A 14,283-nucleotide genomic window follows, 5' to 3' on the forward strand; every position below is an offset into this window, starting at 1 on the left:
GCCGCACTCAAGAGTCAGAAAAGCGCCCGGCCAAGGGTAGGTCGGGCGCTTTCATTGTGTCGAACATTCTGGCCATCGCGACTTCTTGGCTTACCCCGCCCAGATGCGCTCGCGATACCATTTCGTGATGATGTACTTCACGCCCGAGCGCACCTTCATGCCGTGATGGATGGTGGCCGGGTTCATCGTCCCGTCCGGCAGGCGATTGTTCCAGGCGACCAGCTTGCCGGTTTCCGGCTGGATCATCTTGTCGACCTGGGTGAAGCGCGTGGCGCCGCCGGCGGCGGGCTGGTTGAGGTAGACCATCAACGTCCAGGTGCGGTTGCCCGAGCGACCGCAATAGCGCTCAAAATCCAAGCCGCCCGGCTCGAAATAATCGGTATGCGCCTTGAATTCCTGACCCACGGCGTAGCGCTGCCCCTGCAGCTGCTCGCCCTGCGCGGGATCGATGCCGCTATAGGCCGCGAGCTTGGCGTTGATCGCGGCGACGAAGGGGTCGCTATCCTCCAGATCGCAGGTCTCGCTGGTGCGGAAGGCTTCATAGCCGAGATCATCGGCGATGGTGGAGGGCCGGCGGTTGGCTTCTATGCGATCGATCAGCCCGGCGCATTCGTCCGAATCGAGAAAACCCTTCTTCACGAACAGCGTGAGGTCGCGCCGGGGGAGGCGCTGAATGCCCGGCTGACCGGCAAGAAGAGGTGCGTCGAGCATCGACATGGCTTAGCGGTGCGTCTAGCAACGGGAGCGGAGCCGGATCAACCGCTCCACGGCGATTATTTTTGCGGGGTAGACGGCGTCCGACCGGCCATTCGGCGCATCTTAGCGCCGGTTGTCATTTTTTGGTAACCATGGTGAAACGGATCAGTCATACACCACGCATAGGCAGCGCTTGCTTTGCTGGAGGGCATCAAATCTAGGATGCGGTGGACCGATCTCATTCGGCGCGCGCGACAGGGCCGGCCCGCCGGTTCTTCCAGCCTCGGTCAATGGATCGAGGCGGTGCTGCTCGTCGTCCTCATCATTCAGATCGCCCGGCTGCTCTGGGCGCTCGGCACGCCGGTTGGCCTGTTCGGCGACTGGCGCGCGCGCGAGCCCGTGCTCGTCTCCGCCGATGCGCGGAGCGCCCTGTTCGCCGGCTTCGATCCGTTCTTCCGTAACGGCGCGAGCGCGGGCGGTGGCGTGCAGCAAGTCACGTCCCTGCCGTTCCGCCTGTTCGGCATCCGTCTCAACGAGGCGTCGGGCCAGGGTTCGGCGATCATCGCCAATGAAGCGGGCGAGCAGGCCAGCTATGCGGTGGGCGATCAGATCGCCCCGGGCATCATCCTCAAGGCCGTGCAGTTCGATCATGTCGTCATCGAGCGCGGCGGTGTCGGCGAGACGCTTTACATCGATCAGTCCGGTGGCGACGCGCCCGTGGTGCCCGCGCCGCCGGCCGAGGGCGGCCCTGCCATGCCGCCGGAGATGACGACCGGCGCCGGCCCACAGGCGCCTGCCGCGGCGTTGACGCCCGATTCGGTGATGAAGGCGGTCAACATGGCGCCGCGCAATCAGGACGGGAAAGTTACCGGCATCGTCCTCAACGCCGGCAGCGATAGCGGCGCACTGTCACAGGTCGGCTTCCGGCCCGGCGACATCATCGTGCAGATCAACGGGCGGCCCGTGACGTCCATGGGCGACATCGCCCAGTTGCAGGCGGCGCTCCGGCCCGGCGCGCGCCTGTCCCTCATGGTCGAGCGCGGTGCCTCCACCGTGCCCATCTCACTCAATCTCCCGGAACGCCAATGACCCTGCTTCCCAAATTCCGCCGTTTCGCCGGCAGCGCCATGATCGCGCTGCTGCTCGCCGTGCCGGCGGTCGGCCAGTTGACGCTGAATGTGCGGGATGCCGATGTGCGCGCCTTCATTCAGGATGCGGCGCGGGTGACCGGGCGCACCTTCATCATCGACAATCGGGTGCAGGGCAAGGTTTCGGTCGTGACGGATCGGCCGCTGTCGCGCTCGGAATATTTCGAGATCTTCCTCTCGACGCTGCGCGCCAACGGGCTGGTCGCCGTGCCAGCGGCGGGCGGCGCCTTCCGCATCCAGCCGGTCGAGGGCGCGGCGGGCCAGCCGGGGCAGGTGGGCCGGGCTGCCAACAGCAACCAGTTCGTGACGGAAGTCATCCGCCTGCGCTCCATCGACGCGCAATCGGCGCTGGAAACGCTCCGCCCGCTAGTGAGCCGCGATGGGTCGATCACCGCCAACCGCTCCGGTCGTTCCATTGTGGTCGCGGATTATGCCGATAATATCCGGCGCATCCGCCAGGTGCTCGCGCAGGTGGATACGGATGGATCGACCACGCAGCTCATCACGCTGAAAAATGCCGGCGCGCGAGAGATCGCCACCTCGCTGCAAGGTCTGCTTGCCGGAGAGGAGGGCGCGCCCTCCCGCGCCAGCATCGTCGCGATCGACAGTTCCAACAGCATCGGCTTGCGCGGTGACGCGACGACCGTGCAGCGCCTCGCCGCGATGGTGCGGGATATCGATTCGCGCGCCGCGTCGGGCACGGAAATTCGCGTCTATTGGCTCCAGCATGCCGATGCGGACAAGATGCTGCCGGTGCTGCAGCAACTGCTGGGTCAGGCCGGGGTGGTGTCGGAGACGCCGGCTGCCACGAATGCGCCCGGCGCGCCCGCCGGCGCAGGCAGCGCACCGGTGGCCCCCGCCGCCACACCGGCGAGCAGTTCGAGCGGGGGCGGCATCGGGCGCGGCCCCGCCGTCGTGACGCGCTATGAGGGCGCCAATGCCGTGATCGTCGCCGCCAATGGCGACACGCAGCGGATGCTCGGAGAAGTGATCCGCCAGCTAGATACCCGTCGCGATCAGGTGCTGGTCGAGGCGATCATCGTCGAAATCGGCGACAATGCCGCGCGGCAGCTCGGCGTGCAGTTCCTTGTCGGCAGCACGTCGACCGGCTTTGCCGCGACGAACTATTCCAATGCCAGCCCGAACATCCTGACGCTGGCCGGCGCGCTTGCCGCCCGAAATCTGAGCCAGACGGAGACGGTGGTGGTGGCGCCCGACGGCACGCGCACCACGACCACGACGACCGAGAATAGCGGCCTTGCCAATCAGCTGCAGAGCGCGGCCGTCGATTCGCTGGCAGCGGCGCGCGGCGGCTTTGGCGGCATCGCGACGGAACTGGGCAGCAACGGCGTGTTCGGCGCGATCATCAACGCCGTCCAGTCGGATACCGAGAGCAACATCCTCTCGACGCCGCACATCACCACGCTCGACAACCAGCAGGCCAAGATGCTCGTCGGGCAGGAAGTGCCGGTTGCGACGGGCGAGGCGCTCAGCCCCAATTTCGATAACAAGTTCCGCACCGTGCAGCGGCAGAATGTCGGCATCATGCTCGACGTGACGCCGCAGATCAGCTCGGAAGGGACGATCAAGCTGTTCATCAAGCAGGAGGTCAGCAGCGTCGCCGGGCCGGTCTCCAATAACAGCAGCGATCTCATCATCAACAAGCGTGAGTTCGAAACGACGGTGCTGGTCGATAATGGCGACATCCTCGCCATTGGCGGCCTGCTCGACGAGAATGAGCGCCGGACGATCGAGAAGATCCCGCTGTTGGGGGACATTCCCCTGATCGGTGAGCTGTTTAAGTCGCGCAGCCGGGCGAAGGCCAAGACCAACCTGATGGTCTTCATCCGCCCGACGATTCTCGGCAGCCGCGCCGATGCGCGCAAGATGACCGCCCAGCGCTATGGCTATATTCGCGGCCAGCAGATGCTCGCCAACCCGGATGTCGAGCCGTCCATCGATCAGCTGGTGCGCGAATATCTGGGGACGACGCCGCCGGTCGCCGAGCCGAAGCCTGGCGATCAGGTGGTCGACGGGCGGATCGCGACCGGGCAGGAGGTGCGCTCCCAGCAGGTCGTGCGGCCGGGCGCGGTCAAGACGACGGACGTGCCATGAGCGAGCCCGAGCGCCCCGCTCAGGCCGAAGGCGCGCCCCTGCCGGTGCCGGCTGAACTGATGCCGCCGGTGCAGGCATCTGACGAACCCGCGCCGCTGGTTCACGAGACATTGCCGGTCGATATTCCCTATGCCTTCGCACGCAAGCATGGCGTGGTGCTGGTGGCGGACAAGGCCGAGGCGGATGCCGCGCAGCCCCGCCTTGCCGTCGCGATACGGGAGGGCGCCGATCCGCGCGTGCTGGTGGAGGTGCGCCGGCATCTTGCCCGCAGCTTCGATGTCTCGATCGTCAGCCAGCAGGATTTCGACAAGCATCTCTCCAACCATTACGCGATGGAAGGCTCGGCGGCGGCGATGGCCGGCTCGCTCGCCATGGGCGGGGACGATCTCGATTTCATCGCCGGCGACCTGCCGACCGCCGAGGATCTGCTCGACAGCGGCGACGATGCCCCGGCGATCCGCCTCATCAACGGCATTCTCGCCGAAGCGGCCCGGCAGGGCGTCAGCGATATCCATATCGAGCCTTACGAGACCGGCCTCGTCGTGCGGATGCGCATGGATGGCGTGCTGACCGAGACGCTGCGGATGCCGCCGCATGTCGCGCCGGTCGTCGTCAGCCGCATCAAGGTGATGGCGCGGCTGGACATTGCCGAGCGCCGCGTGCCGCAGGATGGCCGCATCGGCCTCACGCTGGGCGGCAAGCTGCTGGACGTGCGCGTTTCGACGCTGCCCAGCCGGGCGGGCGAGCGGGTGGTCATGCGTATCCTCGACAAGGAGAACGCCGGCATTTCGCTCGATGTGCTCGGGCTGACCGGCACGGCCGATGGCGTCTTCCGTCGCGCGCTGGAGGAGCCGAACGGCATCATTCTCGTCACCGGCCCGACCGGCAGCGGCAAGACGACCACGCTCTATGCCGGCCTGCGTCAGTTGAACGATGGCAGCCGCAATATCCTGACGGTGGAAGACCCGGTGGAATATGCCATCGAGGGTGTCGGCCAGACTCAGGTCAATGCCAAGGTCGGTCTCACCTTCGCCGCCGGTCTGCGCGCCATTCTGCGCCAGGACCCCGATGTGGTGATGGTCGGCGAAATTCGCGACCGGGAGACGGCGGAAATCGCCGTGCAGGCCTCGCTCACCGGTCACCTCGTGCTCTCGACCGTCCACACCAATGATGCCGTCGGCGCCATCACCCGGATGCGCGACATGAAGGTGGAGCCATTCCTGCTCGCCTCAACGCTGCGCGCGGTCATTGCCCAGCGGCTGGTGCGGCGGCTGTGCCCGCATTGTCGCGAGCAGGTGCCAGCGGACAAGTCCGTCAGCGCGCTGCTCGGCATCGATGAGGGCACGCTGATCTATCGCCCACGCGGCTGCGACCAGTGCGGCAATAGCGGCTATAAGGGCCGGATCGGCGTGTTCGAGGCCATTCGCGTGGATGAGACGATCCGCCGGATGATCAACGAGGGCGGCGATGAATCGCGCATTGCCCGCCACGCCTATCTCAATGCCCCCAATCTGATTTCCGCCGCGCGGGCGCTGGTGCTGAGCGGCGAGACGAGCGCGGAAGAGGCGATCCGCATCTCGCGGCACGAAGCGGTCGATGCCTGAAGTCGTGATGCCTGAGAACGGCCATGCCTGAGTTCGACTATGTCGTCATCGACGGCGCCGGGCGGGAAAAGCGCGGGCTGATCCGCGCGGAAACCGCCACCGATGCACGCAGCGCGCTGGCGGCGAAGAAGCTGTTCGTGGTGCGCATCGGCGAGGGGCGGGGTTCCTCGGGTACCAAGGCCGAAGGCAAGGCCCGGCCGGCGCGCAGCCTGCTCAGCTTCGAGCGCAATCGGCTCTCCAATAAGGATCTCACCTTGTTCACGCGCCAACTCTCCACGCTGGCGCAGGTCTCGCCGCTGGAAGAAGCGCTGCGTACGATCACCCGGCAGAGCGAGAAGCCGCATGTCCGGGAGATCGTCTCGCGAGTCCATCAGGGCGTGGTCGAGGGGCGCACGCTGGGAGAGGCGATGGGGATGGACCCGCGCAGCTTCCCCGGCCTCTATCGCGCGATGATCGCGGCGGGCGAGCGGTCCGGCAGCCTGCCCATGCTCACCGAGCGGCTGGCGGTCTTGCTGGAACGGCAAGCCGTGATGCGTTCCAAGCTGTTGACGGCGCTGGCTTATCCCACCGTTCTCGCGGCGTTCGCGGTGATCGTCATCATCTCGCTGATGATCTTCGTGGTGCCGCTGGTGGTCGAGCAGTTCGATACGCTGGGCCAGCAACTGCCGCTGCTCACCCGCGTCGTGATGGGCATCTCGAACATGCTGGCGAGCTGGTGGTGGGCGATCCTCATCCTGTTGGTCGCGCTCGGTCTGATCGGCTGGCGGGCGCTCAAGAATGAGGATGTGCGCCTGCGTGCCGACGCGATGCTGCTTGGCGTGCCGTTCGTCGGCCGGCTGCTGCGCGATCTGCACGCCGCGCGCATGGCCCGCACGCTGGCAACGATGGTGCAGAGCCGCCTGCCGGTGATGGAAGGCCTCTCGCTCACCGTGCCGACCATCCACAACCGCGTGTTGCGGGCTGCGACGAGCGAGATCGTGGAGTCGGTGCGCGGCGGCGGCAGTCTTTCCGCTGCGATGCGTCGCGCCGATGTGTTCCCGCCGCTGCTCGTCTATCTCGCGGCCAGCGGCGAAAGCGCCGGCCAGCTCGACCTGATGCTGGAGCGCGCCGCCGAATATCTGGAGCGCGAGTTCGACAGCTTCACCGCTGCGGCGCTCTCCATGCTGGAGCCGCTGATCATCATCCTGATGGGTGGTATCGTGGCGATCATCATCCTCTCGATTCTGCTGCCCATCATGCAATTGCAGAATCTCACCGGTGCCGGAGTCTGACTCATGAAGTTCGCGCGTTTTCTTGCCTCCTCCCTTCGCCGCAAGGCACGGCGGTCGCGATCCTTCGGGCCTGCCCTGCGGGGGCCGCAGCGGCCGAGCGAGCAGGGCTTCACGCTCATTGAGCTGCTGGTGGTGATCGTCATCATCGGCCTGCTCGGCACCATCGTGGCGATCAACGTATTCGGTGCGCTCGGCACCAGCAACGTCGCCAAGGCGAAAGCGGATATTTCCGTCATTGAATCCGCCCTGGAGCAATATCGGCTGGATAATCTCACTTATCCCAGCACCAGCGATGGCCTGAACGCGCTGACCGCGCCGCCGCCGGGCCTTGCCCAGCCGGAGCGCTATCGCGTCGGCGGATATGTCAAGAAGCTGCCGAACGACCCGTGGGGCAAGCCTTATCAATATGCCGCGCCCGGCCGCCATGGCGCCTTCGACGTCTATTCGCTGGGCGCTGATGGCCAGACAGGAGGCGAGGGCGAGAATGCCGACATCTATTCGAGCGATCTTTAAGGGCAGCGCACCGGCGCCGGTCCGTCAGGGATATTGAGGCATGAGGCGGGGCACGCCCGGTCATCGGCAGGGCTTGCCCATGTCGCGCCGCGCGTGCGCATCCGCCGGCTTCACCTTGCTGGAAATGCTGGTCGCCCTCGCTATCTTCAGCCTCGCCGCTCTGGCGCTGGTGCGTCTGCAGGGCGTCTCGGCGCGGACCTCGGTCGATCTCAACAGCCGGACCATGGCGCAGATCGTCGCGCGCAACCTCATGATCGAACGAATGACCGATCCGCAGCCGCCAGCGCTGGGCGCCAGCAACGGCGTGGCCGAGAATGGCGGCCGCAAATGGCCGTGGATCCAGCGGGTCGCCAAGGGCGAAGACGGGCGCTTGCTCATTGTGACGGTGCGCGTGGATGCCGGGCCGGGCCAGTCGCCCGCCGTGCTCACCTTCGGGCGACCGGCGCAATGATGCGGCGGGCACCAGCATCTCCTGTGAGGCGCGGCACGGCTGGCTTTACGCTGGTCGAGCTGATGGTCGTCATCGCGATCATCGGGCTGATCTCGGGCGCGGTCGTCCTGACCATGGCCGATCCGCGCGGGCGGGTTTCGGGCGATGTCGACCGCTTTGCCGGCCGTGTGCATGCCGCGCGGGACAGCGCCATCATTGCCGGAAGCCCGGTCGCCCTGTGGGTCTCCACCACCGCTTATGGTTTCGAGCGGCGGGCGCAGGGGCAGTGGGAGCCGATCACGGAAGGACCGCTGGCCGCGCATGACTGGTCCGGCGAGACCCGCGCCGCGCTCGGCCAGCAGACGCGCCTGCGGGTGATGTTCGACAGCGTCGGGCAGGCCGATCAGCCGCTTGATTTTGCGCTGGAGCGTGACGGGCAGAAACTGCCGGTGCGCATGACGCTGGATGGCAAGGTGACCAGCGGTGACTGACGCGCGCGCTATTGGCCATGCCCATGCGGGCGAGGATGGCTTTACCCTCATCGAGCTGCTGGTGGCGGTGATGATCTTCGCCATGCTCGCGACGGCCGGTGTCGTGCTGTTGCGCACCAGCGTGGACGGACAGGCTGCAATCAGCCGCAATCTCGATGCGCTGGCCGATGTGCAGCGTGGCGTGTCCCTGCTGGATGCCGATCTCTCGCAGGCTGTGACGCGGATCAGCCGGACGGAGGCCGGAACGTTCGCGCCGGCTTTTTTCGGCCGCGCCGTGCAGAGCGAGGAGCCGCTGATCCAGTTCGTGCGCGCGGGCTGGAGCAATCCTGCCACATTGCGCCGACCGACCTTGCAGAAGATCGAATATTGGTGGCGGGACGGGCGGCTGGAACGCATCGGCTACCCGGCGCTCGATGGCGCGCAGCCGCCGGCCCCATCCGTGCTGTTCGAGAATGTGACCGCGCTCAGCCTGCGTTACCGGGCCCGCAACGGCGCCTGGCAGGACCGCTGGGCGCCCGCCCGGCCGACCGAACTGCCGACCGTCGTCGAAATAACCGTGGAGCGCCGGGGCGCCGCGCCGGTGACGCTGCGTTTCCCGGTCGGCACGGCCATGTATCAGCCGCCGGCTGAAGGGGCGGAGGCTGCCAGTGCGCCCTGACCCCCTTCATGCCAGCGCGGCAATACCCGCGCGTGAGCGGGGCGCTGCGCTGCTCACGGTGCTGCTGCTCGTGGCCATTCTTTCGGTCGTGACGGCGGTCGCGCTGGATCGGCTCACATTGGCGAGCCGGATGACCCGCAACATCGTCTCGGCCGATCAGGGCCGCGCCTATCTGCTGACCGGCGAGCAGATGGTGGCCAATCTGGTGAGCGACCTTGTGGCGGTGAATGCGGATCGCACGACCCTGCAGGGCGGCTGGCTGGGCCGCGACCAGACCATCTCCGTGCCCGGCGGCGCGGTGACCGTGCAACTGGTCGATCGCGGCAACTGCTTCAATCTCAACAGCCTGGTCGTGGGGCCGGAACCGGCAGGTGGGGTAGAGGGGGATACCTCCACCATGCAACTCGCTGCCCGGCCGGTCGGCATCGCTCAGTTCGCGGCACTGATGCGTTTGCTCGGCGTGGATCAGAATGCCGCCACGCAAATCGCGATTTCCGCCGCCGACTGGATCGACAGCGATTCAGAGCCGGGCAATGGCGGCGCGGAGGACAATTATTATGCGGGGTTCGATCCGCCCTATCGCGCGGCCAACACATTGATGGCCGATCCGAGCGAGCTGCTGATGGTCAATGCCATGACGCCGCAGGTCTATCAGCGCATCCGCCCGTGGGTCTGCGCCTTGCCGACGACGCGGCTCTCGCCGATCAACATCAATACGCTGCTGCCGGGGCAGGCCGTGCTGCTGGCCATGCTCGCGCCGGACGGTCTCGGGCTCGAACAGGCGCGGCAGGTGCTGGCGCAGCGCCCTGCGGATGGGTATGGCAGCGTGAACGCCTTCTGGTCTCTCCCGCAGCTTGTCAGGCTTGCGTTGCCCGAGGATGTGAAGAACCAGACCGTGGCCAAGACGCGCTGGTTCGAAGCGACGTTGCGGGCGGATCTCGGGGGAGACCAGGTGAGTGAGATTGTGCTGATCGATGCGGAGACGCAGCCGGCCCGGCTGATGCGCCGCCAATGGGGTGACGAGAGTTGAAGCACGATTATGTCATTGTTCTGCCGCGCGAGAGCGACACGCCCCCGGTCTGGTATCGGGTGGCGGACGAGCAGATCGTGCGGCGCGGACGCGGCACCGAATGGTTTCCGCCCGAACAGGCGAACGAGACCGAGCCCGCCGTCGGCCACGCCATGCTGGTGCTCCCGCCGCATGTGACGACGCTCCACTTCATCGCCTGCCCCGGCATGACGCCAAAGCAAGGCGCCGCCGCCGCGCGGCTGATGGCGCTGGAGGCGAGCATTGGCGATGGCGACCAGCTTCACGCTGCCGTTGCCGCCAATGACGATCCCGATGCGCCGCATGTGGTCGCCGTCACCAGCCGCAGCGCCATGACGCATTGGGTGGACTGGGCAGCAGAGCATGGCATCGCGCAGGCAAGTCTCGTCCCTTCCGCATTGCTGCTGCCGGCGCCCGAGGACGGCTTCGTCCATGCGCCCATTGGCGGCGCGGATGTGGTGCGCGGGCGTGACAGCGCGTTCGATGGCAGCGAGCCGCATGCGCCGCTCATCATCGGCGAGGCCTCGCTAACTCGTTTGCCGCCCGACAATGTCGATGAGGCGCTGTTGCTGGCGCTGGCGACGCCACCGCTCGACCTGCGGCAGGGCGCCTTTGCTCGCCGCGCGCCGGCCTTGTTCGGCAAGGATCGCTGGCGGCGCATGGCTATCATGCTCGGGCTCATTCTGCTGGCCAGCCTCATCGTCTCGCTCATCACCATCGTTCGGCTGAATGCGGAGGCCTCCCGACTGGACGCGCAGACTGTGGCCATCGCGCAAAGTGTCGATCCGGCGGTGTCCGATGCGGCCGGTGCAGAGGCGCGCGTGACCGCCTTGCTCGGCGCGCGGGGCGGGCGCGGCGGGTTCACCGGCACTGTCGCCGGGCTGATGAGCGCCATGCAGGTGAATGCCAATGTCACGCTCACCAGCATCAATCAGGGCAGCGATGGCGCGCTGCGGGTGCAACTGTCCGCCAATCAGGCCGAGGAGATCAATGAGGTGCTGATCGCCATTCAGGAGGCCGGCTGGCGGATCAGCGCCAACGCCGTGCAGCAGCGCGGCGCGCGGATCGTCGCCGATATCACGGTGGTGCGCTGATGCAGGGGCTGCGGACCTGGTGGGCCAATCACAGCCTGGCCGAGCGTCGCTTCATGGCGGGGCTGGGCATCGTGGCGTTGCTGATCTTCCTGTGGCTGGGCGTCTGGCGCCCGGTCAATGATGGCCTGGCAGCCGGCTGGGAGCGGCAGGGCGCCGCACTGGATCGCTATGCGTCGGTGCGGGCCATGGTCGCGGAATTGCGCCAGAAGCCGCAAAAGCGTGTCCAGGGCGAGCGCCTCGCAGTCGATCAACGCATCGGCCAGACAGCAGCGGAAGCGGGCTTCACGCTCGATCGCGCCGACCAGCAGGGGCAAGGCCGTATGTCCGTGAACATCGCCTCGGCACGCGTCGGGCCGTTGCTGCAATGGATCGCGCGGCTGGAGGCAGACGGGGTTGCGGTCCAGACGATCAGCATCGTCCCCGGCGCGGCAGAAGGCACCGTCTCCGTACAGGCCGTGTTCCAGGAGACGCAGCCATGATGGCGATGGTCCAGACGACGCGGGCGCGCATCATGCTCGGCGTGATCTTCCTGATCACGCTGCTGGTGACATGGCCGCTTTATGCCGCCTTCGCGCTGTTCGGCCTCAAGGATATGGGCGTCGCCGCCCGATCCCTGCGCGGGCCCATCTGGTGGGGAGGCGCCGAGGAGCTGCAAATCCGTGGGGTCCAGCTGGGCACCGTGGATGTGTTCCTGAGCCCGATCCAGTTGTTCGTGGGCCGCGTGCGCATCGACATCGTGCGGCGGATGGGCGACCGCGATGATATCAGCGGGGCCTTCACGCTGGGGCTCAACCGGCGCGGTGTGGACGATGTGACCGGATCGGTCGCGCTCGGCGCACCGCTGGCGCCGCTGCCGGTGAGCCGGGTCGAGTTCGAGGATATGACCGTCCACTTCTCCGGCGGCATGTGCACCAAGGCGGAAGGGCGGGTGCGCGCGCGCGTGCCGGCGATCATGAGCGGGCTGGGCCTCGCCAATGGCCTTGCCGGCGCGGTGCGCTGCGCAGGCGATGCGGTGGAACTGCCGCTGGTCAGCCAGTCCGGTCAGGAGCAACTGTTCGTGCGGATCAAGCAGGACGGCAGCTATGAGGCAACGATGCGCATGCGCACAACCGATCCGCTGATCGGTGCGGCGCTGGGCGCCAACGGCTTTCAGGCAGTCAATGGCGAGCAGGTGCTGCGAACCGTCGGCCGGTTCTGACCAAGCGATGCTGGGGGCCGATCTGTTGCGCGTGGCGCTGGGCTGCGGCCTTGGCCTGATCGCCGGCAGTTTTCTCGGCGCCGTCGTGACCCGCTGGCCGCGTAGCGAATCGGTGATGCGCGGGCGCTCCGCCTGCGATGCCTGTGGGCGGACATTGGGCGCGATCGACCTCATTCCACTGCTCAGCGCCTTGCGGACGCGCGGGCGATGCCGGACCTGCGGGGCCCGGATCGATCCGGCGCATGTTATCATGGAACTGAGCGCAGCCATGATCGGCGGCGTCTGCGCCTGGCTGCTACCGCTGCCCGCTGCCGCGCTGGTCGCGGTGGCGTTGTGGATCTTGCTGGCGCTGGCGGTGCTGGATGCACGCCATTTCTGGTTGCCCGATGCCTTGACGTTGCCGCTCGCCGTGCTCGGCCTCACGCTGGGCGACTGGCTGGTGCCCGCGCCTTTTGCGGATCGCATGATCGGCGCCGCCATCGGCTATATCGGCCTGTTCCTGCTGGCCATGAGCTACCGGCGCCTGCGCGGACGCGATGGGCTGGGCTTGGGGGATGCCAAGCTACTCGGCGCCATCGGGGCGTGGCTCGGCTGGCAGCTGCTGCCGGTCGTGCTGCTGCTGGCCAGCATGGGAGGGCTGATCTGGGCTGTCATCCTGCGTCTGAAGGGGCACGCGCTCTCCGGGAACGTGCGCTTGCCGTTTGGCACTTTCCTCTGCCTCGCCGCACCGCTAGCGGCTCGACTTGCGTGGACCATCGCCCCGTGACGGTGATGCGTTAGGGTCAAACTTCACCGTTCACGCTGAGTAGGGTCTGAGGTGCGCCGCAGGCGCGTATCGAAGAGCCGTATCGAAGCATCGCAGCGCACGGGCTTGTCCTTCGATACGCCGCTTCGACAGGCTCAGCAGCTACTCAGCACGAACGGAGGGGAGGTCCGCAATGGCGTCGTGTCCGGAAAGGCAGCTTTTGAAAATAGAGCGCACCATCCGCCTTCCGCCGAATCCCGGAATTTGTCCAAGCCTCTTGAGACCCCCGCAGGGAACCAAGTGCTGCGCCGCGGGGTTCATTCCCGGAGGTATCTCATGGCAGCGCGTGCATATTGGCGTGGGCAGATCAAGCTGGCGCTCGTTTCGATCCCCGTGGAAGTCTTTTCCGCCACGCGTTCGGGCGCCAAGATCGCCTTTCATCAGGTCCATGAGCCTAGCGGAAAGCGCATCCGCTATGAGAAGGTCGCGCCCGGCGTGGGGCCGGTGGATCGCGACGAGATCATGAAGGGCTTCGAGATTTCCAAGGGGCAGTATGTGCTGCTCGACGATGAGGAAATCGAGGCGGTGAAGATCGAGAGCCGCAAGACGCTGGACCTCGTCCAGTTCGTCGACGCGAGCGAGATCGACGTGCTCTATTACGACAAGCCTTATTATGTCGTGCCGGCGGACGATCTGGCCGAGGAAGCCTATGTGGTGCTGCGCGATGCGCTGCGGCAGGCGAAGAAGGTCGGCCTGGGACAGCTTTCCGTGCGCGGGCGGGAGCAGCTGGTCTCCATCAAGCCGTGCGGGCGCGGGCTGGTGATGGAGGTGCTGCGCTATGCCGACGAGGTGGTGAAGGCCCAGGGCTTCTTCCGCGATATCGGCGACACCAAGCCGGAGGCCGATCTGCTCGATCTCGCCACCGCGCTGATCGACAAGAAAAGCGCGCCGTTCCACCCGGCCGAATTTCAGGATCGCTACATCGAGGCGCTCGAGGGGCTGATCGAGAAAAAGCGCAAGGCCAAGGGCGGCAAGCGCATCCTCGAGGATGCCGAGGAGGCGAGCCGGCCCGGCGGCAGCAATGTCATCGATCTGATGGCTGCGCTCAAGAAGTCGGTTGGCGATGGCGGCGGCGCCAAAAAGGGCGGCACAACCAAGAGCGCGCCCGCCAAGAGCCGGGCAACCGCCAGCAAGAGCGCCAAGGCTCCGGCCTCGAAGGCGGCGGGAAGCCGGGCAACCGCATCACGGTCGAGCCGCCGCAAGAGCGCCTGA

At 66.8% G+C, this 14,283-nt stretch carries 15 protein-coding genes; 14 read left to right on the forward strand and 1 reads right to left on the reverse strand.

Features of this window, described 5'->3' with window-relative positions; genetic code table 11:
• Positions 1–90: 90 nt before the first annotated feature.
• On the reverse strand, positions 91–717 hold the full coding sequence (locus M2335_RS06165; protein ID WP_264594118.1) for a prolyl hydroxylase family protein: 627 nt from the start codon (positions 715–717) through the stop codon (positions 91–93).
• Between the two features lie 201 nt (positions 718–918).
• Here M2335_RS06165 and M2335_RS06170 point away from each other — a divergent pair, with 201 nt between their 5' ends.
• From M2335_RS06170 to M2335_RS06235, 14 genes are all read left to right on the forward strand, one after another.
• A complete protein-coding gene (locus tag M2335_RS06170) occupies positions 919–1,785 on the forward strand; it encodes a type II secretion system protein N (RefSeq protein WP_264587593.1) in 867 nt (288 codons plus the stop codon).
• Positions 1,782–3,959 carry a type II secretion system secretin GspD gene (gene gspD, locus M2335_RS06175; RefSeq protein WP_264594119.1) on the forward strand — a complete coding sequence of 726 codons (2,178 nt, stop codon included), beginning with the start codon at positions 1,782–1,784 and terminating at the stop codon, positions 3,957–3,959. The genes M2335_RS06170 and gspD overlap by 4 nt, the downstream gene beginning before the upstream one ends.
• A 59-nt stretch (positions 3,960–4,018) precedes the next feature.
• Positions 4,019–5,563 (forward strand): type II secretion system ATPase GspE, encoded by a 1,545-nt coding sequence (gene gspE, locus M2335_RS06180; protein WP_264595369.1) that lies wholly within the window; start codon positions 4,019–4,021, stop codon positions 5,561–5,563.
• Positions 5,564–5,586: 23 nt separating this feature from the next.
• Positions 5,587–6,834 carry a type II secretion system inner membrane protein GspF gene (gspF, locus tag M2335_RS06185; protein ID WP_264594120.1) on the forward strand — a complete coding sequence of 416 codons (1,248 nt, stop codon included), beginning with the start codon at positions 5,587–5,589 and terminating at the stop codon, positions 6,832–6,834.
• A 3-nt stretch (positions 6,835–6,837) separates the two neighbouring features.
• Positions 6,838–7,347, forward strand: coding sequence for a type II secretion system major pseudopilin GspG (gene gspG / locus M2335_RS06190; protein ID WP_264570909.1), 510 nt, complete (start codon positions 6,838–6,840; stop codon positions 7,345–7,347).
• A 79-nt stretch (positions 7,348–7,426) separates the two neighbouring features.
• Positions 7,427–7,798: a type II secretion system minor pseudopilin GspI gene (gene gspI, locus M2335_RS06195; protein ID WP_264594121.1), complete on the forward strand. Its 372-nt coding sequence runs from the start codon at positions 7,427–7,429 to the stop codon at positions 7,796–7,798.
• 23 nt (positions 7,799–7,821) lie between these two features.
• Entirely contained in the window at positions 7,822–8,268 is a 447-nt protein-coding gene (locus tag M2335_RS06200) for a GspH/FimT family pseudopilin (RefSeq protein ID WP_264594122.1), read from the forward strand.
• On the forward strand, positions 8,261–8,926 hold the full coding sequence (gspJ, locus tag M2335_RS06205) for a type II secretion system minor pseudopilin GspJ (protein WP_264594123.1): 666 nt from the start codon (positions 8,261–8,263) through the stop codon (positions 8,924–8,926). Before M2335_RS06200 ends, gspJ begins: the two co-directional genes overlap by 8 nt.
• Positions 8,916–9,956: a type II secretion system minor pseudopilin GspK gene (gene gspK, locus M2335_RS06210; RefSeq protein ID WP_264570906.1), complete on the forward strand. Its 1,041-nt coding sequence runs from the start codon at positions 8,916–8,918 to the stop codon at positions 9,954–9,956. The genes gspJ and gspK overlap by 11 nt, the downstream gene beginning before the upstream one ends.
• Entirely contained in the window at positions 9,953–11,068 is a 1,116-nt protein-coding gene (gene gspL, locus M2335_RS06215) for a type II secretion system protein GspL (protein ID WP_264570905.1), read from the forward strand. Before gspK ends, gspL begins: the two co-directional genes overlap by 4 nt.
• The gene (locus M2335_RS06220) at positions 11,068–11,547 is read left to right on the forward strand and encodes a type II secretion system protein M (RefSeq protein ID WP_264594124.1); all 480 of its coding nucleotides are present in this window, start codon (positions 11,068–11,070) and stop codon (positions 11,545–11,547) included. The genes gspL and M2335_RS06220 overlap by 1 nt, the downstream gene beginning before the upstream one ends.
• Positions 11,544–12,266 carry a type II secretion system protein N gene (gene gspN, locus M2335_RS06225; protein ID WP_264594125.1) on the forward strand — a complete coding sequence of 241 codons (723 nt, stop codon included), beginning with the start codon at positions 11,544–11,546 and terminating at the stop codon, positions 12,264–12,266. The genes M2335_RS06220 and gspN overlap by 4 nt, the downstream gene beginning before the upstream one ends.
• A 7-nt stretch (positions 12,267–12,273) precedes the next feature.
• Positions 12,274–13,032: a prepilin peptidase gene (locus M2335_RS06230; RefSeq protein WP_264594126.1), complete on the forward strand. Its 759-nt coding sequence runs from the start codon at positions 12,274–12,276 to the stop codon at positions 13,030–13,032.
• 315 nt (positions 13,033–13,347) lie between these two features.
• Positions 13,348–14,283, forward strand: coding sequence for a Ku protein (locus tag M2335_RS06235; RefSeq protein WP_264594127.1), 936 nt, complete (start codon positions 13,348–13,350; stop codon positions 14,281–14,283).

The sequence above is a fragment of the Sphingobium sp. B12D2B genome (genome assembly GCF_025961775.1).
Classification (GTDB): domain Bacteria; phylum Pseudomonadota; class Alphaproteobacteria; order Sphingomonadales; family Sphingomonadaceae; genus Sphingobium.

Coding starts and splice junctions, on each gene's coding strand:
- M2335_RS06235 (WP_264594127.1), top strand. CDS start 13,348: ATGGCAGCGCGTGCATATTGGCGTGGGCAGATCAAGCTGGCGCTCGTT.
- M2335_RS06170 (WP_264587593.1), top strand. CDS start 919: ATGCGGTGGACCGATCTCATTCGGCGCGCGCGACAGGGCCGGCCCGCC.
- M2335_RS06165 (WP_264594118.1), bottom strand. CDS start 717: ATGTCGATGCTCGACGCACCTCTTCTTGCCGGTCAGCCGGGCATTCAG.
- gspE (WP_264595369.1), top strand. CDS start 4,019: ATGCCGCCGGTGCAGGCATCTGACGAACCCGCGCCGCTGGTTCACGAG.
- gspI (WP_264594121.1), top strand. CDS start 7,427: ATGTCGCGCCGCGCGTGCGCATCCGCCGGCTTCACCTTGCTGGAAATG.
- M2335_RS06230 (WP_264594126.1), top strand. CDS start 12,274: ATGCTGGGGGCCGATCTGTTGCGCGTGGCGCTGGGCTGCGGCCTTGGC.
- M2335_RS06220 (WP_264594124.1), top strand. CDS start 11,068: ATGCAGGGGCTGCGGACCTGGTGGGCCAATCACAGCCTGGCCGAGCGT.
- gspF (WP_264594120.1), top strand. CDS start 5,587: ATGCCTGAGTTCGACTATGTCGTCATCGACGGCGCCGGGCGGGAAAAG.
- gspG (WP_264570909.1), top strand. CDS start 6,838: ATGAAGTTCGCGCGTTTTCTTGCCTCCTCCCTTCGCCGCAAGGCACGG.
- gspD (WP_264594119.1), top strand. CDS start 1,782: ATGACCCTGCTTCCCAAATTCCGCCGTTTCGCCGGCAGCGCCATGATC.
- gspN (WP_264594125.1), top strand. CDS start 11,544: ATGATGGCGATGGTCCAGACGACGCGGGCGCGCATCATGCTCGGCGTG.